The following is a 23,909-nucleotide window of genomic DNA, read 5'->3' as shown; positions in this document are numbered from 1 at the left end:
GGCGAAGCCGGGCGTTGGTGGGGCGGCTGAGGCCGACCTGAGCAAGGCGGCCGCAGGGGCGGGCAAGGCGGCGGCCGGGAAGTCGGCTGACGCCGAGTCGGCGGAGGCCGGGGCCAAGCAGGCTGCGCCTGAGGACGCTGTGGCGAAGCCGGGCGTTGGTGGGGCGGCTGAGGCCGACCTGAGCAAGGCGGCCGCAGGGGCGGGCAAGGCGGCGGCCGGGAAGTCGGCTGACGCCGACTCGGCGGAGGCCGGGGCCAAGCAGGCTGCGCCTGAGGACGCTGTGGCGAAGCCGGGCGCTGGTGGGGCGGCTAAGGCCGACCTGGGCAAGGTGGCGCCCGCGGCCGGGAAGCCGGCTGACGCCGAGTCGGGGCGGGCGAAGCCGGGCGTTGGTGGGGTGGCGAAGGTCGATTCGAGCAAGGAGGCGGGCGACCGGGGGCGGTTGTTGGCCGGGCGGTACCGGCTGGGGGCCGTGCTCGGGAAGGGCGGGATGGGGACCGTGTGGCGCGCCGAGGACGAGGTCCTCGGCCGGACGGTCGCCGTCAAGGAACTCCGCTTCGGCAACGGCGTCGACGAGGACGAGAAGCGCCGCCTCATCACCCGCACCCTCCGCGAGGCAAAGGCCATCGCCCGCATCCGCAGCGGCGGCGCCGTCACCGTCTACGACGTCGTGGACGAGGACGCCCGCCCGTGGATCGTCATGGAGCTCATCGAGGGACCCTCGCTCGCGGAGTTCATACGCGAGCACGGCACCCTGACCCCGCGTCGCGCGGCCGAGGTCGGGCTCGCCGTGCTCGACGTGCTGCGCGCCGCCCACCGCCAGGGCATCCTGCACCGCGACGTGAAGCCCTCCAACGTGCTCATGGCGGCCAACGGCCGCGTCGTCCTCACCGACTTCGGCATCGCCCAGGTCGAGGGCGACCCGTCCATCACCTCCACCGGTATGCTCGTCGGCGCCCCCTCCTACATCTCCCCCGAGCGCGCACGCGGCTACAAGCCCGGGCCGCCCGCCGACATGTGGTCGCTCGGCGGTCTGCTGTACGCCTGCGTCGAGGGAGTGCCCCCGTACGACAAGGGCTCCGCGCTCGCCACCCTCACCGCCGTGATGACCGAGCAGGTCGACCCGCCGAAGAACGCCGGGCCGCTGACCGAGGTGATCTACGGACTGCTGGCCAAGGACCCCGCCCAGCGGCTGGACGACGCCGGGGCGCGCGCCATGCTCACCGCCGTCATCAACGCCCCGGATCCCGCGCCCGTCGCGGAGGCGCTGCCCCCGGCCGTCGAGCGGACGCGCGCCATATCCCTGGCCGACACCAAGGTCGCGGCGGAGAAGGCGGACAAGGCCGCCGCCGAGAAGGCGGAGAGGGCGGCGAAGGCGGAGAAGAAGGAACGCGAGCGCGAGCAGCGCGAGCGGGCCCGCGCCGCGCTGAGGTCCGCCCGCAAGGCGGCTGCGGCCGCCGCGGCCGCCGAGGCGCCGCCGGCCCGGCCCGCGAAGGCCGTGGCGCCGCTGACCGATGTGATGCCGCGCCGCACCATAGCCCTGGCGATAGCCGGGCTGGTGGTGGTGCTGGCACTGGTCGGCTCCCTCATCGCCTACGCGTTCAGCGGTGACGACGCGGCCGCGCACAAGAACGAGGGCAAGGGCGGTCCCCAGCCGTCGGCGTCCAAGTCCCCCTCGCCCCACGGCTCCGCCAACGGTTCTGCGGCCACCAGCCCGTCCCCGGCGCCCACCCCGACGCCCACCCCGACCCCCACTCCGAGTGCTCCCGCGAACAACCCGGGCCAGGGTCAGGGTCAGGGCCAGGGGGCCACCCCGGGATCGCCGGGCGGCGGCACCCTCCCGGCCGGCTACGCGCAGGTGACGGACGTCCGGTTCCACTTCTCCATGGCCATGCCCGACGGCTTCCACCAGACCGGTATCGCGGGCGAGGACTCCGGCGTCATCTACAGCCGCGACGGCGGCTTCCCGCGCGTCCAGGTCGACTTCACCAACCGCCCCGGCAAGGACGCCCGCGCCGCCTGGGTCGAGATGGCTTCCGGCGTCGCGTCCAGCAGCAAGGGCTACCGCATGCTGCGCCTCGAAACCGTCGACTACCGCGGCTACCCGACCGTCGCCGACTACGAGTTCGAACGGGAGCAGCAGGGCACGCGGGTCCGCGTGCTCGACCGGGGTTTCCGGGCCGACGCCAACCACGGCTTCGCCATCATGATCAGCTGCGCCGCCGACCAGTGGGACGGGCCGGAGTGCACCCAGCTGCGCAACACGGCGTTCCAGACCTTCCAGGCTCTGGGCTGACCCCGGGCGTTCCCCCGGCGGGGGCGGGCCTCGTCAGGCCCGGGACGCGGGCGGCTCGGGCGACGTATCGTGTCCACGGGTACCAAAGGGGCCCGGTGCGCACTCGGGGGAGGCGGAGTGGAGGACTACGCGGGGCGGATCCTGGCCGACCGCTACCGTCTGCCGCTACCGCCGTCGGACGAGTACGAGCTGGTCGAGACGCGGGCCTTCGACACGCGCAGCGGACAGGAAGTCCTCGTACGGCAGGTGCCGTTGCCGGAGGTCGTGGACGCGGAACTGCTCGACGGGACGCGCGGGCCGGTGGCCGGCCGGCGCCCGTCGGGAGAACTGCCCGCCGTGCGCCGAGCGATCGCGGCGGCGCAGGCGGCGGCCTCGGTGCCGGACCATCCGCGGCTGGACCAGGTCTTCGACGTGTTCGCGGAGGACGGGTCGCTGTGGATAGTGAGCGAGCTGGTCCCGGCGAGGCCGCTGGCCGCGCTGATCGCCGATGAGCCGCTGAGCCCGTACAGGGCGGCGGAGGTGGCCTCCGACGTGCTGACCGCCCTGCGGGTGCTGCACGCCCACGGCTGGACCCACCGGAACATCACCGTGCGGACCGTGTTGATATGCGAGGACGGCCGGGTCGTCCTGACGGGCCTGGCGGCCGGCGCCGCCGAGGAGGCCCTGTGCGGCTACGACCCGGTACCGGAGGATCCGGGCGGCGGCGTCGCGGAGTGGGAGGCCCCGGGCGCCGGGGCACCCGCCGACGAGCCGTACGCGCCCGGGGCGGAGCCGTACGCGCCCGCGACCGGGGGCGAGCCGTACGCCTTCGAGACCGAGACCGAGACCGAGGCCGAGACCGGGGCCGGGGCCGAGACAGGGGCCGAGCCGTACGCGGCCGCCCAAGGAGCCGAGCCGTACGCGCCCGTCTACGCGCCGCTGGTGGCGCCTGGGTACGACACCGGGCCGCGGTACTCCGACCACATCCGCCCCGGCGCCCGGACCCGGGACGGGGACGACCGGGAGGCCGCCGCGCGGGCCGGGACCATCGCCGCCTACCGGGCCGGGGCGCGGGCCGCCGCCGCCCGGGTCGTCGAGGAACGCCGCGCCGCGGCCGCGGGCCTGCCCGAAGCGCTGCCGGAAGCCCGGCCGGAGGACCCGGCCGAGGCCCCGCCCGAGGGGTCGAGCCTGCCGCAGGGGTACTCGTACCCGTACGGCGGCCCGGACACCGCCACCGCGTCCTGGCACGGCGCCACCCCGCGCGCCGCCGGCCCCCGGCCGGGTCCCGCCGAGCTGTCCGCGCCCCGGCCCACGCCCGCGCTGCCCGCGCAACTCGCCCTGCCGCAGGGCTACCGCCAGGCCGAAGCCTCCGACCCCGACCTCCGCCCCGACCACCGGCCCGACCACCGGCCCGACCTCCGCCCCGAGGCCGCCCCCGCCCCGCGGGCCGCCGCCAACGGCTGGGCCGGCGGCCCCCGCACCGGCCTCGACGCCGAGCGCGCGCGGCAGACCCGGATGGCCGTCGTGGGGGCCGTCACCGAGCGGTGGGCGCCCGAACAGGCCGGCCCCGTGCACGGACACTGGCAGCTCGCCCCGCCCGTCGGCCCCGCCACCGACCTGTGGGCGCTCGGCGCGCTGCTGTACCGCGCCGTCCAGGGCCACGCCCCGTACCCCGAGGACAGCGTCGCCGAGCTGGTCGAGATGGTGTGCGCGGAGCCGCCCGCCTTCGCCGAGGAGTGCGGCCCGCTGCGGCCCGTCGTGGAGTCTCTGCTGCGCCAGGACCCCACCGAGCGGCCCGACTTCGAGGAGCTGCGCGGCTGGCTGCGTTCCCTGATCCGCTCCGCCCCCGAGCCCGACGCCGGTTTCGGGGTGCTGCCGATGGCGGAGCCGGATCCGGCGCGGCTGCCCGTCGTACGCAGGCGCGGTGACCTGCACGGCCGCCACCGCAGCGCGGACACCTCGCGTGCGCCGCGCTCCCTCGGTCGGACCCTGCTGGTCGGGATCCTCGCCCTCCTCGCCGCGGCGGTGGCGTACGCGATGCTGTTCATGCCGCGCTCCGCCGATCCGGGGGCGGCCAAGCCCCCGCAGGCCGCCACCGACGCGCCCACGACGGCCCCGCCGGGCCAGGCCCCGCCCGCGGCGAGCGCCGGCACGCCCTCGGGAAGCCCGGAGTCCAAGCCGGCTCCGCAGACCAACGCCCCGGCTCCGCCCGGGTACACGACGCAGCAGGATCCCGAGCACTTCCAGATCGCCGTCCCCGAGGGCTGGGAGCGGCGCGGCATCAACGAGGCGGGCCAGGTCCGCTACACCGACGGCCAGTTCACGCTGACCGTCGTGCCGGGCCGGGACAAGGTGGAGGGCAGTCCCGACCCGGCGACGTACCAGAAGGACAAGGAGCCCGAGCTGTCCCCGTACCGCTCCTCCACCTGGGCGAGCGGCGGCGACGTCAAGACCACCAGGGTCGGCAACCAGCTGCGCGCCACCGGCCGGTACACGTGGATCGACGCCACCGGCAGGTCCGTCGTCGCGCGCAACTTCGTCGTCGCGCTCGGCGGCAGCTACCACGTGGTGCTGGTGACGGGCCCGCAGGACGAAGAGGGCAAGGTGACCGAGGTCTTCGACAAGGCCACGGCGAGTTACCGTACCGGCGGTTGACCGGTGATTGACGGACAGTCAGTACGGCGATTGCGTCACAGTGCTGTCTCACCGCCCCCGCGTGGTGGGAGCATCGGCCGGGTGCTCCGTAATCTGGCCCGAGGTGCACAGAGTGGCGGGGTTTCGTGGAACAGCAGACAGGTGCGGGCGCGGTGCTCGCGAGTCGGTACCGGCTCGTCGAGCCGATCGGCAGCGGCGGCATGGGCAAGGTGTGGCGCGCGCATGACGAGCTGCTGCACCGGACGGTGGCCGTCAAGGAACTGACGGCCGGTCTGTACGTCGCGCAGGCGGACCGCGAGGTCCTGCACGCGCGGACGCAGAAGGAGGCCCGGGCGGCGGCCCGGATCCAGCATCCGGCGGTGGTCACCGTCCATGACGTGCTGGAGCACGACGACCGGCCCTGGATCGTCATGGAGTACATCGACGGCCCCTCGCTGGCCGACGCCGCCAAGGCGGCGGGCCGGATCGAGCCCCGTGAGGCGGCCCGGATCGGGCTGCACGTGCTGGGCGCACTGCGCGCCGCGCACGCGGTCGGCGTGCTGCACCGGGACGTGAAGCCGGGCAACGTGCTGCTCGCCAAGGACGGCCGGGTGCTGCTCACCGACTTCGGGATCGCGGCCATCGAGGGGGACACCTCGATCACCCGCACCGGCGAACTGGTCGGCTCCATCGACTACCTGGCCCCCGAGCGGGTCACGGGCGGGGCCCCGGACCCGGCGTCCGACCTGTGGTCGCTGGGCGCGACCTTGTACACGGCCGTCGAGGCCCGTTCGCCGTTCCGCCGCACGTCGCCGATCTCCAGTCTCCAGGCCGTCGTCAACGACGAGCCGCCCGCGCTGCGCCAGGCCGGCGCGCTGGGCCCGGTCATCACCGCCCTGCTGCGCAAGGACCCCGCCGAGCGGCCCTCGGCCCAGGAGGCCGAGCGGATGCTGCTGGAGGCGATGGAGGGCCGGGAGCCGAAGGCGGCGCAGGCGTACGTACCCACCCGCGCGCTCTCCTCCGAGGAGCTCGCCCCGGCGCAGGAGGCGCGCACGGAGCGGGCGCCCGAGACGCGGACGGCCCAGCTCGACGAACAGCCGGGTCCGGCCCCGCTGCCCGCGAACCCGGCGGGCGGCCGGGTCCGGCGTGCCGCGATCGTCGCCCTGGTGGCGGCGCTGCTCGGCGGCGGCGGGGTCTTCGGCGTGCTCAAGCTCACGGGGGACACCCAGGAGGGCGGCGGCTCCGACAAGAACGTGAGCGCTCCGGACGGGCAGCCGGAGACGGGTGACAACGATGCCGTCGTCCCGCCGTCCGGCTGGAAGAAGGCCGTCGATCCGGTCGGCTTCTCGCTGTTCGTACCGAACGACTGGTCGCGCCGGATGGACGGCGACCAGATCGACTACACGCCGGACGGCGGCAAGCACTTCATCCGGATCGCCGTCGACAAGAGCCCCGGCTTCGACAACCCGTACATGCACCTGCTCGACCTGGAGAAGCAGCTGAGCCAGCGGACCGACTACAAGCGCCACGACCTGCACGGGAACACCTTCCGGAACACGACGCAGGCGGCCCTGTGGGAGTTCAGCTGGACCGAGAAGGGCGCCCAGGCCGGGCCGCGCCGGGCCATCGAGCAGATGTACCGGACGCCTGACAACACCGAATACGCGGTGTACATGTCGGGGCCCGCGGCCGACTGGGCGACGACCCGCCAGCAGTTCGACACGGTCCTCAGCGGCTGGCAGCCCGCCCCGGACGGGGGCTGAACCCGCACCGGCCGGGGGCTGAACCCGCCCCGGACGGGGGCTGAACCCGCACCGGCCGGTCGTCGGCCCCGGCACCGGCCGGTCGTCGGGCCGCGACGGGAGGTCGCCGGAGGGGCGTCGGCCGGTCATCCTGCCAGCGGACACTGGCATACATGGCAAAATCCGGTTACCCACGGGTACCCAAAGCCCCCGGGGCGGCATACGCTCACCGCCATGACGGACTCGCAGGCCCCCGCCGCCCCCCTCCGCTCCGCACCCCAGCCCACCAACCCGGTGGCCGCCGCCCCGGCCGGCGCCCGCACCGCGGCCGACGTGGTGACCCCCGACCTGGTCGTCCGGCTGACCCGTGGCGTGATCGGCTCCGGCCGTACCGCCAACCACTCGCCCTTCACCGGGGCCGAGCTCGCGGACCTGCCCGAGGCCACCCCCGAGGACGTGGCCACGGCCTTCGAGCGGGCCCGGGCCGCACAGGGCGCCTGGGCGGCCGTCCCCGTACGCCGGCGCGCGGCCGTCCTGCTCCGCTTCCACGACCTGGTCCTGGAGCGGCAGGCCGAGGTGCTCGACCTGATCCAGCTGGAGACCGGCAAGGCCCGTCTGCACGCGCACGAAGAGGTCCAAGCCGTCGCCGTCGGTGCCCGCCACTACGGCCGCAAGGCCGCCTCCTACCTGCGGCCCAAGGGCCACACGGGGGCGATGCCCACGCTGACCAAGGTCACCGAGCTGCGCCAGCCGCGCGGTGTCGTCGGCCAGATAGCCCCGTGGAACTACCCCCTCGAACTGTCCGTCGGCGACGCGCTGCCCGCCTTCGTCGCCGGCAACGCGGTCGTGATGAAGCCCGACACGGAGACCGCGCTCACCGCCCTGTGGGCCCGTGACCTGCTGATCGAGGCGGGACTGCCCGCCGAGGTGTTCCAGATCGTGCTCGGCGAGGGCCCCGTCGTCGGCCCGGAGGTGGTCCGGCACGCCGACTACGTCTCCTTCACCGGCTCGACCCGTACCGGCCGCGAGGTCGCCCAAGGGGCGGCCGCCCGCCTGGTCGGCGTCAGCCTGGAGCTCGGCGGCAAGAACGCCATGCTCGTCCTGCACGACGCCGACGTGGAGAAGGCCGCCGCGGGCGCCGTCCGCGCCTGCTTCTCCTCCGCGGGCCAGCTGTGCATCTCCATCGAGCGGATCTACGTCCACGCCTCCGTCGCGGACGCGTTCGTCGAGCGCTTCGCCGCCCGCACGAAGGCCATGCGGCTCGGCAACTCCCTCGCCTACGGGGCCGACATGGGCTCCCTGGTCGGCGAGCGCCAGCTGGAGACCGTACGGCGGCACGTGGACGAGGCGGTCGCCAAGGGCGCCACCCTGGTCGCGGGCGGCGTCGCCCGCCCCGACATCGGCCCGCTCTTCTACGAGCCGACCATCCTCGACGGCGTCGACGCCCCGATGGCGGTGTGCGGGGAGGAGACCTTCGGACCCGTCGTCTCCGTCTACCGGTTCACCGACGAGGACGAGGCCGTCGCCCTGGCCAACGCGACCCCGTACGGGCTCAACTCCAGCGTGTGGACCAAGGACGCCCGCCGCGGCCACGCCGTCGCCGCGCGCCTGCGCACCGGCACCGTCAACATCAACGAGGGTTACGCGCCGGCCTACGGCAGCGCCCAGTCGCCGATGGGCGGCATGAAGGAGTCCGGTCTCGGCCGCAGGCACGGCTCCGAGGGCATCCTCAAGTACACCGAGGCGCAGACCGTCGCCCACCAGCGGCTGCTGCCGATGGCGCCCTCGCTGGGCATGGACGACGAGAAGTACGCCGCGTTCATGACCCGCAGCCTCAAGGTCATGAAGGCCCTCCGCCTCCGCTAGAGGCTCCGTCCGCACGGGCACCACCGACTGGGAGGCACGGCAGTGTCGTACGACTACGACGTCATCGTCATCGGATCGGGCTTCGGGGGGTCGGTCTCGGCACTGCGGCTCACCGAGAAGGGGTACCGGGTCGGCGTCCTGGAGGCAGGACGCCGCTTCACCCGCGAGAGCCTGCCCCGCACCAGCTGGGACCTGCGCAACTACCTGTGGGCCCCGGCGCTCGGGCTGTACGGGATCCAGCGCATCCACCTGCTCGGCAACGTGATGGTGCTCGCGGGCGCCGGGGTGGGCGGCGGCTCCCTCAACTACGCCAACACCCTGTACGTGCCGCCCACCGCCTTCTTCGAGGACCGGCAGTGGGCTGCCATCACCGACTGGCGCGAGGAACTCGCCCCGTACTACGACCAGGCCAAGCGGATGCTCGGCGTACGGCTCAACCCGACGATGACCCCCTCCGACGTCCACCTCAAGGCCGTCGCGGAGAAGATGGGCGTCGGGGACTCCTTCCACATGGCCCCGGTCGGCGTCTTCTTCGGGGACGGCGAGGACGCCGGCGGGCACCGCAAGGCCCGGCCCGGCGAGGAGGTGCCCGACCCGTACTTCGGCGGCGCCGGGCCCGCCCGCAAAGCCTGTACCGAATGCGGCGAGTGCATGACCGGCTGCCGGCACGGCGCCAAGAACACCCTCGCCGAGAACTACCTCCACCTCGCGGAACGCGCGGGAGCCGTCATCCACCCCATGACCACCGTCACCGCCCTGTCCGAACACCCCGACGGCGGCCACCGCGTGCGCACCGTGCCCACCGGCAACCGGCGCAGGGGTGCGGCCAAGGTGCTCCGCGCCCGGTACGTGGTCGTCGCCGCGGGTACGTACGGCACCCAGACCCTGCTGCACGCGATGAAGGACCGCGGCGAACTGCCCCGCATCTCGGACCGGCTCGGCGACCTCACCCGCACCAACTCCGAGGGCCTGGTCGGAGCCCAGACCGACGACCGCCGCTACCGCAGGCGGCACGGCGCCGCCGCCCGGGCCGACTTCACCAAAGGCGTGGCCATCACCTCGTCGGTGCACCCCAACGCGGACACCCACATCGAGCCCGTCCGCTACGGCAAGGGCTCCAACGCCATGGGGTTCCTGACCATCCTCCAAGTCCCGCACCACAAGCACCGGGTCCGGGCCTGGTTCGCCCGGACCGCCACCCACCCGGTGCAGTTGCTGCGCTCGCTCTCCAACCGCCGCTGGTCGGAGCGGACCATCATCGGCCTCGTCATGCAGTCGCTGGACAACTCCCTGACGACGTACCGCAAGCCCGGTGGCCTGGGCAAGGGCCTGCTGACCGCCCGCCAGGGCCACGGCGCCCCCAACCCGGTGCAGATCGCGGAGGCCACCCAAGCCGCCACCCTGCTCGCCGAGGAGATCAACGGCTTCCCCGGCAGCAACGTGGGCGAGCTGATGGGCACCCCGCTGACCGCGCACTTCCTCGGCGGCTGCCCGATCGGCGCCTCCCGCGAGGAAGGCGTCGTGGACCCCTACCACCGGCTGTACGGGCACCCGGGCATCTCGGTGGTCGACGGTGCGGCCGTCTCCGCGAACCTCGGGGTCAATCCGTCGCTGACGATCACGGCGCAGGCGGAGCGGGCGATGTCGTACTGGCCCAACAACGGCGAGCCCGACCCGCGCCCCGAGCAGGGCGCCGGATACGTCCGTCTCGCCGCGGTGGAACCGGTCGCCCCGGCCGTCCCGAAGGAGGCCTTCGGCGCGTTGCGGCTGCCGTTCCTCGCTGTACCGCAGGTTCCGCCGCGGCAAACGGAACCGGGGAACTGACGCCTCGGGGACCCCGGTACGGCAGCGGCGGGTACCGCGCTCCCCCTCCGAGCGCGGTACCCGCCGATCACACATGAGTGACCGGTGGCCGACGTAGAAGGTTGTAGCGGAATCCCCACGAGGGGGCTGTGGTGTCCATCACACGGTGGGGCGGGCAACTGGACCGGACGTTCGGGGGTCAAGGGGGACATGAGAAAGCGCATCTCCCTGCTGGCCGCGTGCGGCCTGGTGGCCGTGGGGACGGCCACCATTCCCGCGAACGCCGCGGACTCCGTCTTTCCCCTCGTCGGTCCCTCCGCCCTGGAACTCCCGCTGCCCGTGGACGGCGCCGGCGCCAGGGAGCAGCGGCTGAGCATCACCCTGGACCACCCCGCCACCGGCGCCCCGTTCGCCGGACTGTTCACGGTCGACCTGCGCAAGGTGGCCGGCGTCGCGACCGTCAGGGACCACGCGAGTGACTCCTCGCACCAGTGCGACGAGAAGGACGGCGAGCTGGTCTGCGCGTACAAGGGCCTGCCGGTCAGCCTCGAACTGGACGTCGCCGCCGCCAAGGGGGCGGCGAAGGGCGCGACGGGCGAGATCACGGTGACGGGCAAGGTCCCCGGCGCCACCGTAACCCCCCTCACCACCAAGGTCAGCGTCGGCGGCCCCGACCTGGTGATGCGGGAGATGAACCTCAAGAAGGACCTCAAGCCGGGCGAAAGCCAGCCCCTGCCCCTCGTGTTCGCGAACGTGGGCACGCAGGCGGCGAAGGGCGTCGTCCTGGAGCTGGGCACCACGCGCGGCATGGAGCTCGTCGAGACGTACGACAACTGCCGCACCCGCACCGCCGGTGACCTGACCACCGTCCTGTGCACCGTCGAGGGCGACTTCGTCCCCGGCGCGGTCTACGAGCTGGCCGGCGACAGCCCGCTCCACGTCAAGGCAACGCAGCGCGCCTACGACGACGTCCTGCGGTACGGCATCTACCCGGCCGGCGACGAGCCGAAGGCCGCGGCGTCGAGCAGCAAGGCCCGGGCGGGCCGGAAGCTGGGCGTGAGCCCCGTCAAGAGCGCCCCGGCAGCGCCCGCGCTGCGCGCCTTGGACCTGAACCCCGGGGACAACCGGCGCGAGTTCGCCTTCCACACCGAGAACACCGCCGACTTCACGACGAGCCCGGTGTCCCTCAAGGGCAAGGCCGGCGACGCCCTCTCCACCGCGTTCGTGTTCGAGAACAAGGGGCCGGCCTGGATCCACGCCGCGGACCCGGCCGGCTCGCTGGCCCGTACGGTCGTCGTCGTCCCCGAGGGCGCGAAGGTCACCGCGAAGCCGCAGGAGTGCCTCGCCGTCGACGCGGACGGCACCAAGCGCGCCGAGCAGCTCGGCGCGCCGCGCTACGAGTGCGCGCTCGGCAACCGGGTGGGTGAGAACGAGAAGGTGGTCTACCCCTTCGACTTGAAGATCGAGAAGGTGGTGGAGGACGCGAAGGGCTCCGTCACCGTCGGCGACTGGGGTACGGGCGCGCCGCGCCCGCACGCCTTCGACCCGAACGCGGCGGACAACACGGCGGCCGTCGTCATCAACGCCAAGGGCGGCACGGGCACCGGCCCGAGCCCCAGCCCCTCGACGAGCACCAGCCCGTCCCCGACGCCCAGCGCGAGCGTGAGCGCGTCGGCGAGCGCTTCGCCCACGGCGAAGGCGTCCTCCACCGGTACGGGAACCACCGCGCAGGGCGGCAACCTGGCCTCCACCGGCAGCACGGTCGGCCCGATCGCGGTCGGCGCCGCGGCGCTGGTCGCGGCGGGCGGCGCGCTGTACGTGGCCGTCCGCCGGCGGGGCGTGCGCGGCTAGTGCTGTGACATGAGAGCGGCCGGTCCGGGGCGTCCCCCGGGCCGGCCGTCCTTTACGGGTGACCGGGCTGCTGTCCCCTGCCGTCCGGTCACGCGCGGGAGCGAGGTCCCACGACGCACGCCCGCCGGGCGGTGCGTCTCATCGCTCCCGTGGAGCCACGCGTGGTGGTGCCGACCCGCGCCTGGCTGGCGCGGTCACCGGCATCAACGAAGACCCGCGGGGCCGGTCACGCGCCGGACGGGTGAAGAACAGCCGCCCACCGGGCCGCCGACCGGGGCCTCAGACGCGGCCGCGGCACAGCTCCAGCAGGGTCATGGCGAGCGAGGTGCCGGGCTTCCCGAGGGCGTCGCTCCAATGGGAGAGCACCTCCATCTCGCGCGACAGGTGCACCCGTCGGCCGCCGGAGGCGATCCGTGCCTCCTGGATGACCGTCGAGACGGCCATCCGCTCCTGGATCAGGCCGATGATCCGGTCGTCGATCGCGTCGATGCGCTCGCGGGAGTCGGCGATCAGCTGCTCGGGGGTGGTGGTGATCGTGGTCATGGCGGTTCTCCTGGGGTGTGGGTCGAGCCGACAGGAGCGGAAACGCGGAGCGCCCCGGTCCTGTCGGACCGGGGCGCTCTGGGAAGTCAGCGGCTCAAGCGAGCATCACGAGGACCCATGGCGACCGGACCGGCCGGTGCCATAGGTAAAGAGGAAGCTCAGCTGCTTGCGCATGGGACGGATTATTACCCTCCGTACCACTCGCGGCCAACCCGGCCCGGATGGTGAGACGACTTCGCGCCGCTTTCGGTGACCGGGAAGTCGCCGTACGTCACGGCCGCGGGCCTTCGGACGGTACGACGAACCAGGGGGTGCCACCGCCGTTAGAATCGACAAAACAGCCACCTCTTCTCCGCCGGAAGGCCGCCCCCGTGCCAGAAGCACCCTCCGCCGCCCACGACAACGCCCCGGACACCGTTCTCGTCGTCGACTTCGGCGCGCAGTACGCCCAGCTCATCGCCCGCCGCGTCCGCGAGGCACGGGTCTACAGCGAGATCGTGCCCAGCACCATGCCCGTGGCCGAGATGCTGGCCAAGGACCCCAAGGCGATCATCCTCTCCGGCGGCCCGTCGTCCGTGTACGAAGAGGGCGCCCCGCAGCTCGACCGCGCCATCTTCGAGGCCGGCGTCCCCGTCTTCGGCATGTGCTACGGCTTCCAGCTGATGGCGACCACCCTCGGCGGGCAGGTCGACAACACCGGCGCCCGCGAGTACGGCCGCACCCCGCTCGCCGTCTCCAAGTCCGGCTCCACCCTCTTCGAGGGCACCCCCGAGAACCAGTCGGTGTGGATGTCGCACGGTGACGCCTGCTCCGCCGCGCCCGAGGGCTTCGCCGTCACCGCCTCGACCGACGTCGTGCCCGTCGCCGCGTTCGAGAACGACGAGAAGAAGCTGTACGGCGTGCAGTACCACCCCGAGGTCATGCACTCCACGCACGGCCAGCAGGTGCTGGAGCACTTCCTCTACCGCGGCGCGAACCTCAAGCCCACCTGGACCACCGGCAACATCGTCGAGGAGCAGGTCGAGGCGATCCGCGAGCAGGTCGGCGACAAGCGCGCCATCTGCGGCCTCTCCGGCGGCGTGGACTCGGCCGTCGCCGCGGCCCTCGTCCAGAAGGCCATCGGCTCGCAGCTGACCTGCGTGTACGTCGACCACGGCCTGATGCGCAAGGGTGAGACCGAGCAGGTCGAGAAGGACTTCGTCGCCGCGACCGGCGTCCAGCTCAAGGTCGTCGACGCGCAGGAGCGCTTCCTGAACGCGCTCGCCGGCGTCTCCGACCCGGAGACCAAGCGGAAGATCATCGGCCGCGAGTTCATCCGCGTCTTCGAGCAGGCCCAGGCCGAGATCATCGCGGAGGCCGAGGGAGGCCCGGCCGTGGCCTTCCTGGTCCAGGGCACCCTGTACCCGGACGTCGTGGAGTCCGGCGGCGGCACCGGCACCGCCAACATCAAGTCCCACCACAACGTGGGCGGCCTCCCCGACGACATCGAGTTCGAGCTCGTCGAGCCGCTCCGCCAGCTGTTCAAGGACGAGGTCCGGATGGTCGGCCAGGAGCTCGGCCTGCCGGACGAGATCGTCCACCGCCAGCCCTTCCCGGGCCCCGGCCTCGGCATCCGCATCGTCGGCGAGGTCACCAAGGAGCGCCTGGACCTGCTGCGCGAGGCCGACGCCATCGCCCGCGAGGAGCTCACCGCGGCCGGCCTGGACCGGGAGATCTGGCAGTGCCCGGTCGTCCTGCTCGCCGACGTGCGCAGCGTGGGCGTCCAGGGTGACGGCCGCACCTACGGCCACCCGATCGTGCTGCGCCCCGTTTCGTCCGAGGACGCGATGACCGCGGACTGGACGCGCATGCCGTACGAGGTACTCGCGAAGATCTCCACCCGCATCACCAACGAGGTGGCGGACGTGAACCGCGTGGTCCTGGACTGCACCAGCAAGCCGCCGGGCACCATCGAGTGGGAGTAAGCCCGCCACCGGGCGGGAGCAGCCCCTGCGGCGGCCCCTCCCGAAGCGCCTGACGAAGCCGCCGTTCCCTCCCGGGAGCGGCGGCTTCGCCGCGTGTATGGCCTCTTCGGGCGGGCGCCGGTACCTTGCGCCGCGATCCCGAGACGAAGGAGGGGCCGTGGCCGAACGCCCCGTACCCGTGCCCGCGGAGCGGCTCGGCTTCGCGATGCCGCCCGTCTTCGACACCGCCGCGGAGACCCGGGCGCACCGCAAGGAGCGGCTCGCCGAAGGGCTGCGGCTGCTGGGGCGGCTGGGGTACGAGGACGCGGTGGCCGGTCAGGTCTCCGTACGGGACCCGGAGTTCGAGGACTGCTACTGGGTGAACCCCTTCGGGCGGGCCTTCGGCGCGCTCACCCCGGACGAACTGCTGCTGGTCGACGGGGAGGGCCGGGTACTGCGGGGGGAGCGGCGCGTGAACCAGCTGGCCTTCGCCGTGCACGCCGCCGTCCACCGGGAGCGGCCCGGCGTGGTGGCCGTCGTGCGCACGCAGGGCCCGTACGGCAGGGCGCTGGCCTGCCTCGGTGAACTGCTCGCCCCGGTCACCGAGGAGGCCTGTGCCTTCTACGAGGACCACGCGCTGCTGGACGCGTTCGCGGGCGCGGACGACCCGGCGCGGATCGGGCGCGCGCTCGGCCCGTACAAGGCGCTGATCCTGCGCAACCGGGGCCTGCTGACGGTCGGGGACTCGGTGGAGGCGGCCCTGTGGTGGTTCGTCGCCGCCGAGCGGGCAGCGCAGGTGCAGCTGATCGCGCGGGCGGCCGGGAAACCGGTGCCCATCGACCACCGCGCGGCAGTGGCGACGCGGGAGCGGTTCGGGACGGACCTGGCCGCCTGGGTGAGCTACCAGCCGCTGCGCCAGACGGTCGCGGACGGGCCCCGGCCGCAGGGCGCGGAGGGCAGCCGGACGGGTGACGTCAACATCATGAACGGTTAATCACCTGCTCTGACATCGTGCGCAATCCGGAGCACTGCCGCAGTGGTGCACAATTCGCTGGCATTGCACCGAAGTTCAGAGAGGCGGCAGGCACGTGGCTGTCCAAGAGATCCCCCGAAGCACCCACGGCGGCACCTGCACCTGCGACGACTGCCCGCACGGAGCACGGGAGGGCCACCGCCGCGCGGTGGCCGCGTTCCTGGAGAAGCGGGAGGAGTTCGCCGCCGGACAGGGCCTGCCGGCCGCGGTGGCCCGCTCCGCCGGGGCGTCGCGGCAGTGGGTCTCCGACGAGCTGACCCTGTCCGCGCGCACCGTCGCCGACCGGGGCCGCGAGGCCGGCCACTCCTGGCTGTACCTGCTCTCCAGGCGGGCCGTCCTCACCCTGTGGATCGCCGCCGGAGTGCTGCTGGTGGTCCAGATCGGCACCGCGCTCGGCACCGGCTGGTCCACCGCCCGCACCGCCGGGCTGCTGGCGGCGCTGGTGCTGGCCGGGCTCCTGACCGTCGCCGCACGCGCGCAGTCGCTGCGCGGCGGGCTGCTCGCCCCGCTGGTCGGCGAGGACAACCGGCTGTCCACCTCGAAGGCGGTCCCGGTCGCCTGGCTGGTGCTGACCGCCTTCGCCGCACTGCTGCCCGCGCTGCGCCTGGCAGCCTCCCCGCCGGGACCGGAACGCCAGGCCCTGTACGAGGGGCTGGCGCTCGGGCGGGCGCTGCCGCTGCTGGCGGTGCTCGCGCTGACCTCCGGCGTGGCGGTGCTGGTGCGCCGGGTGGTGTGCGTACGCATCATGGGCCAGCGGCTCCAGAAGCTGCCCGCGGACCAGCCCAGCGGCGCCGACCTGCTGACCGACGACGCCGGGCGGGGCAGCTTCCCCGACGCCCAGTACGTGCTGGTCTCCACGGTGGTGCTGGCCTTCGCGGCCGTGTCGCTGGCCCGCTTCCCCGACCGGCTGCCCCGGCTGCCCTGGGCGCTGACCGTGCTGGTGGCGCTGTCGGCGGCGGTTTACCTCGCGGCGAAGTACGCGGAGGGCAGCCGTCCGCTGGTGCTGTCGGTGGTGCGCAGACGGGAGCCCGGGGACCTGGACGCGGCCGTCCGGCCCGGCGACGACATCGAGATCCGGGGCGTGGGATTCGTGCCGCCCGGGGCGCAGACACCGCAGATGCTGGCCCGGCTGGTGGTGCGGATCGGGGCCGTGCACGTACACGTGCCGCTGGTACCGGTGGCGGGCGGCTTCGCCAACCCGTCGGACACGGTCCTCACCGTGCCGGTCCCCGCGGAAGTGGAACCCGGGCGCATCGAGGTCCAAGTGGTCACCGCCGCCGGAGTGGAATCCAACCGTTGCACCATCGACGTGGCCGAGTGAAGCGGGTACACATGGGGCGTGACCCGAACTGATGTTGCTCCCGCGGCCCCTGCCGGCCTGCGGGACCGCGCCGCCCGGTACGCGCTCCTCCCGCTGCGGATCTTCCTCGGCGCGACCTTCGTCTACGCGGGTCTGGACAAGCTGACCGACTCCGCGTTCCTGTCCGCCTCCGGCCCCGGTTCCATCGGCGAGCTGATGCACGGCGTACGGGACACCTCCGCGGTCCCCGCCCTGGTGGACCTGGCCCTCACGGCCCCCGTCGGCTTCGCCGCGGCCATCGGCGTCGGCGAACTGCTCGTCGGCCTCGGCGTCCTCGCGGGCCTGCTGACCCGGCTCGCGGCCACCGGCGGCGCGCTGATCTCGCTCAGCCTCTGGCTCACGGTCTCCTGGGCCGTCTCCCCGTACTACTACGGCAACGACCTGGCCTACCTGATGGCCTGGCTGCCCCTGGTCCTCGCCGGGGCGCCCTACTGGTCGCTGGACGCGCTGCTGCGGTCGCGCCGGTCGCGGCGCACGGCGTAGGTCACCAGCCCGGCCAGGGCCGCGAGGACGAAACCGCCGATCGTCAGCGGGACGACGGCGTACCAGGGCGCGTCGGTCTTGCCGGTCGCGTCGAGCAGGTAGAGCACACCGCCCGCGAGCAGCACCAGGCCCGCGATCAGCCGTCCCGGCTGGAACTCATGACGCCGCACGGGCCACCTCCACCTGTCCCACACCCGCATCCAGGTGCAGCTCGATCGTCCCGCCGGCCTCGGTGCCGGCGGCCGGCGGCAGGGTCGCCTGCCGTGTCTCCCCACCGCTCTTGATCCGCACGTCCCGGCTCGTCTCGCCGGGCAGCTGGATGTCGCCCACCCGGATCGAGATGTCGGTCTTCGCGGTGACCTCGCGCGGCACGACCACCTTCAGCCGGCCGGCCTCGATCGACGCCCGGATGCTGAGGGTGCTGCCCTTCGCCACGTCCAGGCGGCTCAGGTCCAAGGTGGCGAGCCCGGTCCCCGAGGAGTACTCCGGCCGGACGTCGGCCACCGCGGCCGGCCGCCAGTGCACGTCGTGCCAGTCCGTACCGACGTCGCGGGGCAGCGCGGCCGCCCCCGCCAGCAGCCCGGCGGTGATCAAGGACAGCAGGATCGTGCCGAACCCGGTGCGGCCCTTGAGGGAGCTCACCGCGAGGCCCAGCCCGAAGACGGCCAGCGCCGCGGCCAGCCCGACCTGGAGGGCGTGCGAGAGGGTGCTGCCCTGCCACACCGCCGCGCAGGAACTCCCGCCCGCCAGCACCGCCAGGAGGAAGATCCTGCCGCCGATCCCGCCCGAGGGGAGCGCCGCCCGGGGTGCGGGCGCGGCAGCCGCCGGGGCCGGGCCGCCCGCGGCGGCGCTGTCGTCCGGCCCCCACAGGTAGCCCGTGGAGCCGACGGGGCCGGTGGTGCCGTCCTTCACCAGCGGATCCCGCCACCAGGAAGGACTGCCGGGCACGGGCGGCGCCTGGGTCTCGGGCGGCGGAACCGGCCGGTGCGCGGCCGCCGACCGCTGGGCCTCGGGCGTCGCCGGCTCCGGCGCGGCGGAGGAGCGGTGGCGCCGTGACCAGTAGGCGGCTCCGCCGAGCGCCAGCACCACCAGGATCGAGAAGATCCCGAGGCCGCCGTTGTCCAGCATCGACAGGAACAGCGCACACCCCACCAGCGCCGCGAACAGAGCCGCGAGCGTCGCCCCTTCGACCCGGCCCGTGAGCAGCTTCTTCGCCTCGGAGTCCTCCTCGCCGTCCAGCGGGAGGAGCAGCCAGGCGAACCCGTAGAAGATCAGGCCGACGCCTCCGGTGACCGCGAGCACACCGAGCACGATGCGGAAGACCACCGGGTCCAGGTCGAAATACCGGCCGAGACCGCCGCACACGCCCGCGAGGACCTTGTCGCGTTTGCTGCGGCGCAGCGCGGGACGCCCGTCGGGGGCGGCGGCCCCGGCATCCCGCGTCGAGGAGTCGTGTACTTCGGTCATGGGTCCATGGTGACGGGCCGCCGCGGGCCCCGACATCCGGTCCGACCCTGGGACAACCCTGATATCCCCCGGGTTGAACTGGGGGAATGCCCTGATGACCCCGGGCCCCCGGGCATGTGACCATCGGTGACATGCCCGTAGCCGCCGCCCCCCGCATCCCGAACGCGCCGAAGGACCCCGAGGACGCCCCGCACCGCAAGCTCTACCGCAGCGCCGACGGCCGGATGCTCGGTGGGGTCGCGCGCGGACTCGCCGGACACCTCGGACTGCCCGTGATCTGGGTCCGGCTCGTGTTCCTCGCCATGTTCATGTGGGGGGACGGCCTCGGCGTGCTGCTGTACGCCGCGTTCTGGGTCTTCGTACCGCTCGGCGTGGGCGGCCGCACTGGCCACCGCTCCTACTTCGAGATCCTCCCCGACGGCACCCGGCGGCTGCGCAAGCCCGACAAGGGCCAGGTCACCGCCCTGGTCGCGCTGTGCGCCGGAGCCGGAATCTACTTCTCCCAGCTGCGGGTCGGCGGCTCCAACGGCCGCTACATCTGGCCGACGCTGCTGGTCGGCGCTGGGGTCGTGCTGGTGTGGCGGCAGGCCGACAACGCCCGCCGCGCCCACTGGAGCGCCGCCGAGGGCCGCCAGAAGCGCCTGCTCCAGGCCGGCCGGGCGCTCGCTGGGGTCGCGCTGGTCGGAGTGGGCCTGACCGTCTTCATCGTCGTCCGGGGCTCCGCCGCTCAGCTGGGCAACGTACTCACCGCCACGCTCGCCGTCCTCGTCGGGGTGGCCCTGCTCGCCGGGCCCTGGCTGATACGGATGACCCAGGACCTCTCCGAGGAGCGCCTGATGCGCATCCGCGCCCAGGAACGCGCCGAAGTCGCCGCCCACGTCCACGACTCGGTGCTGCACACCCTCACGCTGATCCAGCGCAACGCCGAGGACGTCGGCGAGGTGCGCCGCCTCGCCCGCGCCCAGGAACGAGAGCTGCGGAACTGGCTGTACAAGCCCGAGGGCACCGGCAAGGAAGAGGCCGAGGAACCCGCCACCCTCGCGGAGGCCGTGAAGAAGACCGCCGCCGAGGTGGAGGACCACCACGGCGTCCCCATCGAGGTCGTCGTCGTCGGCGACTGCCCGCTCGACGAGAAGCTGGCCGCCCAGATCCAGGCCGCGCGCGAGGCGATGGTCAACGCCGCCAAGTACGGTGGCGAGGGCGGGCCGGTACAGGTCTACGCGGAAGTCGAGGGCCGCACGGTGTTCGTTTCCGTACGCGACCGGGGACCGGGCTTCGACGTCGACGCGGTACCGGACGACCGCATGGGCGTACGAGAATCGATCATCGGCCGGATGCGGCGCAACGGCGGGACCGCACGGCTGCGGTCCGCGCCCGACGGCGGCACGGAAGTCGAGCTGGAGATGGAGAGGGCGGCATGACCGAGGACAGCGGGGCGCAGCAGACCAGGAACGTCCGGGTGGTGCTCGTCGACGACCACCGGATGTTCCGCACCGGCGTACAGGCCGAGATCGGCGACACCGCGCGGACCGGCGTCGAGGTCGTCGGCGAGGCGGCCGACGTGGACCAGGCCGTCACCGTCATCACCGCCACCCGCCCCGAGGTGGTGCTCCTCGACGTGCACCTGCCCGGCGGCGGCGGAGTGGAGGTGCTGCGGCGCTGCGCCCCGCTGATGGCGGCCGCCGAGAACCCGGTGCGGTTCCTGGCGCTGTCCGTGTCGGACGCCGCCGAGGACGTCATCGGGGTCATCCGCGGCGGTGCTCGCGGCTACGTCACCAAGACCATCACCGGCACCGACCTGATCGAGTCCGTCTTCCGTGTGCAGGACGGCGACGCGGTGTTCTCGCCTCGCCTGGCCGGCTTCGTGCTCGACGCGTTCGCCTCGACGGACGCCCCGCCGGTGGACGAGGACCTGGACCGGCTCACCCAGCGCGAGCGCGAGGTGCTGCGGCTGATCGCGCGCGGCTACGCGTACAAGGAGATCGCCAAGCAGCTGTTCATCTCCGTCAAGACGGTCGAATCGCACGTCTCCGCGGTCCTGCGCAAACTCCAGCTCTCCAACCGGCACGAGCTGACGCGCTGGGCGACGGCCCGCCGCCTGGTGTGAGGGTCTTCCCGCCGGGCAGCCTCCCGCCGAGGGGCTTCCCGCCGGGCGGCCTCCCGCCGCGGCGGCTGTGATCGACGACGCACCGGGGAACGGGAACCCCGGTGCGTCCCCCGCGCCTCTTGGCAGGCGTGATGAGCTTGACCGGAACCCCCCTGTTCGCCACGGCGATCGCCCTGACCGTGCTCGCCGTGCTGCTGCCGCTGCTGCTGTGGAGCAGGGCGCGCGGGCCGGTCGTCGTACGCGTCGCGACGCGCTGCCTGATGGTGGCCTTCGCCCAGGTCACCGCCGTCGCGCTGGTGTTCGTCGCGGTGAACCGGCAGGAGACCTTCTACGCCTCCTGGAGCGACCTGCTGGGCACCGGCAGCTACGTCACCGCCGCCCCCGACCTCGGTTCGGACGGGCTCGGCGGCAAGAAGGTCGAGGCGGAGCCGAAGGTGCGCCAGGACTTCCAGCCGGTCGAGGGCCTCGGCGGCCGCGTCAGGAAGACCGAGCTCGACGGCAAGGTCTCCGGGGTCAAGGGCGACGTGATGGTGTGGCTGCCGCCCCAGTACGACGACCCCGCCTTCAAGGACAAGAAGTTCCCCGTGGTCGAGCTGATCCCGGGCATACCGGGAACGGGCAAGTCCTGGTTCCAGGGCCTCAAGGCCCACGAGGTGCTGGAACCGCTGATGAAGAGCGGCAAGGTGCAGCCGTTCGTCCTGGTCTCGCCGCGCGCCATGCTGCTCGGGAACGCCGACACCGGCTGCGCGAACATCCCAGGCAAGGTCAACGCCGACAGCTGGTTCAGCGTCGACGTCCGCAAGATGGTCACCGACAACTTCCGGGTGTCGGCGGAGGCCCGCACCTGGGGCGTCGCCGGGTACTCGGCCGGCGCGTACTGCGCCGCCAAGCTGGCGATCAACCACCCCGACCGGTACAGCGCGGCCGTCTCCCTGTCCGGCTACAACGACCCCGGCCAGGAGCCGTCGTCGCTGGTCGCCAAGGACCCGGAGCTGCGCCGCACCCACAACCTCAAGAACGTTCTGACGGCCGCGCCCGCGCCGCCGGCGGTCTCGCTGTGGATGTCGGGGGCCGAGCAGGACGGCTACCTGTCCGGCATGGACCTCAAGGCGATCGCGAAGAGCCCGACCACCGTGCACGCGGAGAGGGTGACCGGGGGCCACAACCTCGAATCGTGGTCCAAGCAGATCCCGCAGACCTTCGACTGGCTGAGCAAGACGGTCAAGGCGCCGTAGGGCCCGGCCGTCCGGCTACGCGGGGCGGGCCGCGCCGGCCCAGGGCATCGAGTCGACGGGGGCGACACGGACCGTCGCGCCGGGGTGCGGGGCGTGGATCATCTTGCCGTCGCCCACGTACAGCCCCACGTGCGTGATCCCGGAGTAGAAGAACACCAGGTCGCCGGGGGCCAGCCGGTCGCGGGAGACGCGCTGCCCGGCGTTGATCTGCGTGTAGGTGGTGCGGGGCAGCGAGACCCCGGCCGCGCCCCAGGCCGCCTGGGTCAGGCCCGAGCAGTCGAAGGAAGCCGGTCCGATGGCGCCCCACACGTACGGCTTGCCGATGGCCCCGTACGCGTACGCCACCGCGCGGGCGGCGCGGCTCCCGTCGCCCACCGGGACGGACAACGGGGCCTGCGGGCCGGCGGCGGGCGCGGACTGCGCCTCGTAGGCGGCCCGTTCCTCGGCGGTGAGCCTGTCCAGCAGCTGCTTGGCGGCGTTCAGCTTGCCCTCGACGGCGGTCTTGGCCGCGGCCAGCTCGCCCTGGCGCGCCCGCAGGTCCGCGAGCCGCGTGGCCGCCTGGTCGCGCAACCGGTCGGCCTCGTCCATCCCGCGGCGTACCGAGGCCACCTCCGCGGCGGTGCGGTCCCCGGTCCGGGTGAGGAAAGCGGCCCGGTCGAGGTACTCCTGCGGATTCCCGGACATCGCCAGCTGGACGGTGGGCCCGAGGCCTCCGCTGCGATACTGGCCCGCGGCGAGCGCGCCGAGCGCCCTGCGGGCCGCGTTCAGGCGGTCGGCCTTGCGGGCGGCCTCGTCGCGCAGGCCGGACAGTGCCCGCTCGGCCTCGTCGGCCTTCACCTTCGCCCCGTTGTACTGCTCGGTGGCCGCTTCGGCGTCCTGGTAGAGCCGGTCCACTTCCGCCTTGACCTGGGTGGGCGTCTGGCGGGGGTCGGCCTGCGAGGTGCCTTCGAAGGCGGTGGCGGTGGCAGCGCCCGCGAGGGCGAGGGTGGTGGCCGCGGTCCGTACGGGGCCGCCGGAGAGCGGGCGCTGCCTGGGCTTTCGATGACTGGCCACGGGGGCGTCACGTCCTTCCGTTGGTCTTGGGGGAGGACGCTAAGCCCGGAGGTAACGGAGGGATGACGGGATGCTCCGAACTGACCGTTGTTGAACGGTCAGTGCCAGAGGACGGCGATAAAGATATTGGCCATGGTCAGACCGCCGACCGCGCCGAACAGCGCCTTCTCCACCCGCTCCTCGTCGCGCTTGACGTAGACCAGCGCCAGGACGACGAACAGGACCGCCAGCTTCACACCTATCTTGATGTTGTCGACGGTGCCGCCGTCCATCTCGTGCAGGCCCACCAGCAGCACGCCGGTGACCAGCATCGTCAGCGCGCCGTGCAGCATGGCGGGCACGAAGCGGGCGGTGCCCGCGCCCATCGCCTTCATCTGGGTGAGGAAACCGCCGAGGAGCGAGGCGATGCCGATGATGTGCAGACCGAGGAAAACGCTGATCAGTACGTCCATGGCAGTCGAGCGTACGGGGGCTGCCGGTCACCCCCGGAAGCGGGTCGGCTCCTCTTCCACGGCCG

18 protein-coding genes are annotated in these 23,909 nt (G+C 73.3%); 13 read left to right on the top strand and 5 right to left on the bottom strand.

Annotated elements, in window-relative coordinates:
- The 6 genes from ACIA6C_RS08820 to ACIA6C_RS08795 form a co-directional block, all read left to right on the top strand.
- A partial coding sequence (locus ACIA6C_RS08820; protein WP_399273887.1) for a serine/threonine-protein kinase occupies positions 1-2,293 on the top strand: 2,293 nt, incomplete at its 5' end.
- Between the two features lie 117 nt (positions 2,294-2,410).
- A complete protein-coding gene (locus tag ACIA6C_RS08815) occupies positions 2,411-4,927 on the top strand; it encodes a protein kinase (protein ID WP_399273885.1) in 2,517 nt (838 codons plus the stop codon).
- Positions 4,928-5,052: 125 nt separating this feature from the next.
- The gene (locus ACIA6C_RS08810) at positions 5,053-6,669 is read left to right on the top strand and encodes a serine/threonine-protein kinase (RefSeq protein WP_399273883.1); all 1,617 of its coding nucleotides are present in this window, start codon (positions 5,053-5,055) and stop codon (positions 6,667-6,669) included.
- A 213-nt stretch (positions 6,670-6,882) separates the two neighbouring features.
- Positions 6,883-8,514, top strand: coding sequence for a succinic semialdehyde dehydrogenase (locus tag ACIA6C_RS08805; protein ID WP_399273881.1), 1,632 nt, complete (start codon positions 6,883-6,885; stop codon positions 8,512-8,514).
- A gap of 42 nt (positions 8,515-8,556) precedes the next feature.
- Positions 8,557-10,338, top strand: coding sequence for a GMC oxidoreductase (locus ACIA6C_RS08800; protein WP_399273879.1), 1,782 nt, complete (start codon positions 8,557-8,559; stop codon positions 10,336-10,338).
- Between the two features lie 189 nt (positions 10,339-10,527).
- Positions 10,528-12,168, top strand: a complete 1,641-nt coding sequence (locus ACIA6C_RS08795; RefSeq protein WP_399273877.1) for a hypothetical protein — start codon at positions 10,528-10,530, stop codon at positions 12,166-12,168.
- A 279-nt stretch (positions 12,169-12,447) separates the two neighbouring features.
- Here ACIA6C_RS08795 and ACIA6C_RS08790 read toward each other — a convergent pair whose 3' ends face one another.
- The gene (locus tag ACIA6C_RS08790) at positions 12,448-12,711 is read right to left on the bottom strand and encodes a chorismate mutase (protein ID WP_361129692.1); all 264 of its coding nucleotides are present in this window, start codon (positions 12,709-12,711) and stop codon (positions 12,448-12,450) included.
- 371 nt (positions 12,712-13,082) lie between these two features.
- Between ACIA6C_RS08790 and guaA the strand changes: the two genes are divergently transcribed.
- From guaA to ACIA6C_RS08770, 4 genes are all read left to right on the top strand, one after another.
- Positions 13,083-14,675: a glutamine-hydrolyzing GMP synthase gene (gene guaA / locus ACIA6C_RS08785; protein ID WP_399273875.1), complete on the top strand. Its 1,593-nt coding sequence runs from the start codon at positions 13,083-13,085 to the stop codon at positions 14,673-14,675.
- Positions 14,676-14,832: 157 nt separating this feature from the next.
- Positions 14,833-15,648, top strand: a complete 816-nt coding sequence (locus ACIA6C_RS08780; RefSeq protein ID WP_399273873.1) for a class II aldolase/adducin family protein — start codon at positions 14,833-14,835, stop codon at positions 15,646-15,648.
- Positions 15,649-15,742: 94 nt separating this feature from the next.
- On the top strand, positions 15,743-17,008 hold the full coding sequence (locus ACIA6C_RS08775; RefSeq protein WP_361129685.1) for a hypothetical protein: 1,266 nt from the start codon (positions 15,743-15,745) through the stop codon (positions 17,006-17,008).
- An 18-nt stretch (positions 17,009-17,026) separates the two neighbouring features.
- Complete coding sequence (locus tag ACIA6C_RS08770) at positions 17,027-17,530, top strand: DoxX family protein (RefSeq protein ID WP_399273871.1); 504 nt, start codon at positions 17,027-17,029, stop codon at positions 17,528-17,530.
- Here ACIA6C_RS08770 and ACIA6C_RS08765 read toward each other — a convergent pair.
- Both ACIA6C_RS08765 and ACIA6C_RS08760 read right to left on the bottom strand, forming a co-directional pair.
- Positions 17,476-17,700 carry a hypothetical protein gene (locus tag ACIA6C_RS08765; protein ID WP_399273869.1) on the bottom strand — a complete coding sequence of 75 codons (225 nt, stop codon included), beginning with the start codon at positions 17,698-17,700 and terminating at the stop codon, positions 17,476-17,478. The genes ACIA6C_RS08770 and ACIA6C_RS08765 overlap by 55 nt on opposite strands.
- Complete coding sequence (locus ACIA6C_RS08760; protein WP_399273867.1) at positions 17,687-18,997, bottom strand: PspC domain-containing protein; 1,311 nt, start codon at positions 18,995-18,997, stop codon at positions 17,687-17,689. Before ACIA6C_RS08760 ends, ACIA6C_RS08765 begins: the two co-directional genes overlap by 14 nt.
- 131 nt (positions 18,998-19,128) lie before the next feature.
- Between ACIA6C_RS08760 and ACIA6C_RS08755 the strand changes: the two genes are divergently transcribed.
- The 3 genes from ACIA6C_RS08755 to ACIA6C_RS08745 all read left to right on the top strand — a co-directional run bounded on the left by ACIA6C_RS08755 (position 19,129) and on the right by ACIA6C_RS08745 (position 22,339).
- Positions 19,129-20,418: a PspC domain-containing protein gene (locus ACIA6C_RS08755; protein WP_399273865.1), complete on the top strand. Its 1,290-nt coding sequence runs from the start codon at positions 19,129-19,131 to the stop codon at positions 20,416-20,418.
- The gene (locus tag ACIA6C_RS08750; RefSeq protein ID WP_399273863.1) at positions 20,415-21,104 is read left to right on the top strand and encodes a LuxR C-terminal-related transcriptional regulator; all 690 of its coding nucleotides are present in this window, start codon (positions 20,415-20,417) and stop codon (positions 21,102-21,104) included. The genes ACIA6C_RS08755 and ACIA6C_RS08750 overlap by 4 nt, the downstream gene beginning before the upstream one ends.
- Positions 21,105-21,235: 131 nt before the next feature.
- Positions 21,236-22,339, top strand: a complete 1,104-nt coding sequence (locus tag ACIA6C_RS08745) for an alpha/beta hydrolase-fold protein (RefSeq protein ID WP_361129667.1) — start codon at positions 21,236-21,238, stop codon at positions 22,337-22,339.
- A 15-nt stretch (positions 22,340-22,354) separates the two neighbouring features.
- Here the strand turns inward: ACIA6C_RS08745 and ACIA6C_RS08740 are convergent, their stop codons facing one another.
- Together ACIA6C_RS08740 and ACIA6C_RS08735 are read right to left on the bottom strand one after the other, a co-directional pair.
- Positions 22,355-23,392 (bottom strand): NlpC/P60 family protein, encoded by a 1,038-nt coding sequence (locus tag ACIA6C_RS08740; protein WP_399273860.1) that lies wholly within the window; start codon positions 23,390-23,392, stop codon positions 22,355-22,357.
- 98 nt (positions 23,393-23,490) lie between these two features.
- Entirely contained in the window at positions 23,491-23,844 is a 354-nt protein-coding gene (locus ACIA6C_RS08735) for a hypothetical protein (RefSeq protein ID WP_399273858.1), read from the bottom strand.
- Positions 23,845-23,909 lie beyond the last annotated feature (65 nt).

This window comes from Streptomyces sp. NPDC051578 (genome assembly GCF_044454045.1).
Lineage (GTDB): Bacteria > Actinomycetota > Actinomycetes > Streptomycetales > Streptomycetaceae > Streptomyces.
Note: the sequence above shows the minus strand (reverse complement) of the source record. Positions and strands in the feature narration are given on the sequence as shown.

What these genes read in the sequence shown, in the direction of transcription:
- ACIA6C_RS08805 (WP_399273881.1), top strand. Translation starts at nt 6,883, where the DNA reads ATGACGGACTCGCAGGCCCCCGCCGCCCCCCTCCGCTCCGCACCCCAG.
- ACIA6C_RS08795 (WP_399273877.1), top strand. Translation starts at nt 10,528, where the DNA reads ATGAGAAAGCGCATCTCCCTGCTGGCCGCGTGCGGCCTGGTGGCCGTG.
- ACIA6C_RS08790 (WP_361129692.1), bottom strand. Translation starts at nt 12,711, where the DNA reads ATGACCACGATCACCACCACCCCCGAGCAGCTGATCGCCGACTCCCGC.
- ACIA6C_RS08760 (WP_399273867.1), bottom strand. Translation starts at nt 18,997, where the DNA reads ATGACCGAAGTACACGACTCCTCGACGCGGGATGCCGGGGCCGCCGCC.
- ACIA6C_RS08755 (WP_399273865.1), top strand. Translation starts at nt 19,129, where the DNA reads ATGCCCGTAGCCGCCGCCCCCCGCATCCCGAACGCGCCGAAGGACCCC.
- ACIA6C_RS08750 (WP_399273863.1), top strand. Translation starts at nt 20,415, where the DNA reads ATGACCGAGGACAGCGGGGCGCAGCAGACCAGGAACGTCCGGGTGGTG.
- ACIA6C_RS08745 (WP_361129667.1), top strand. Translation starts at nt 21,236, where the DNA reads ATGAGCTTGACCGGAACCCCCCTGTTCGCCACGGCGATCGCCCTGACC.
- ACIA6C_RS08735 (WP_399273858.1), bottom strand. Translation starts at nt 23,844, where the DNA reads ATGGACGTACTGATCAGCGTTTTCCTCGGTCTGCACATCATCGGCATC.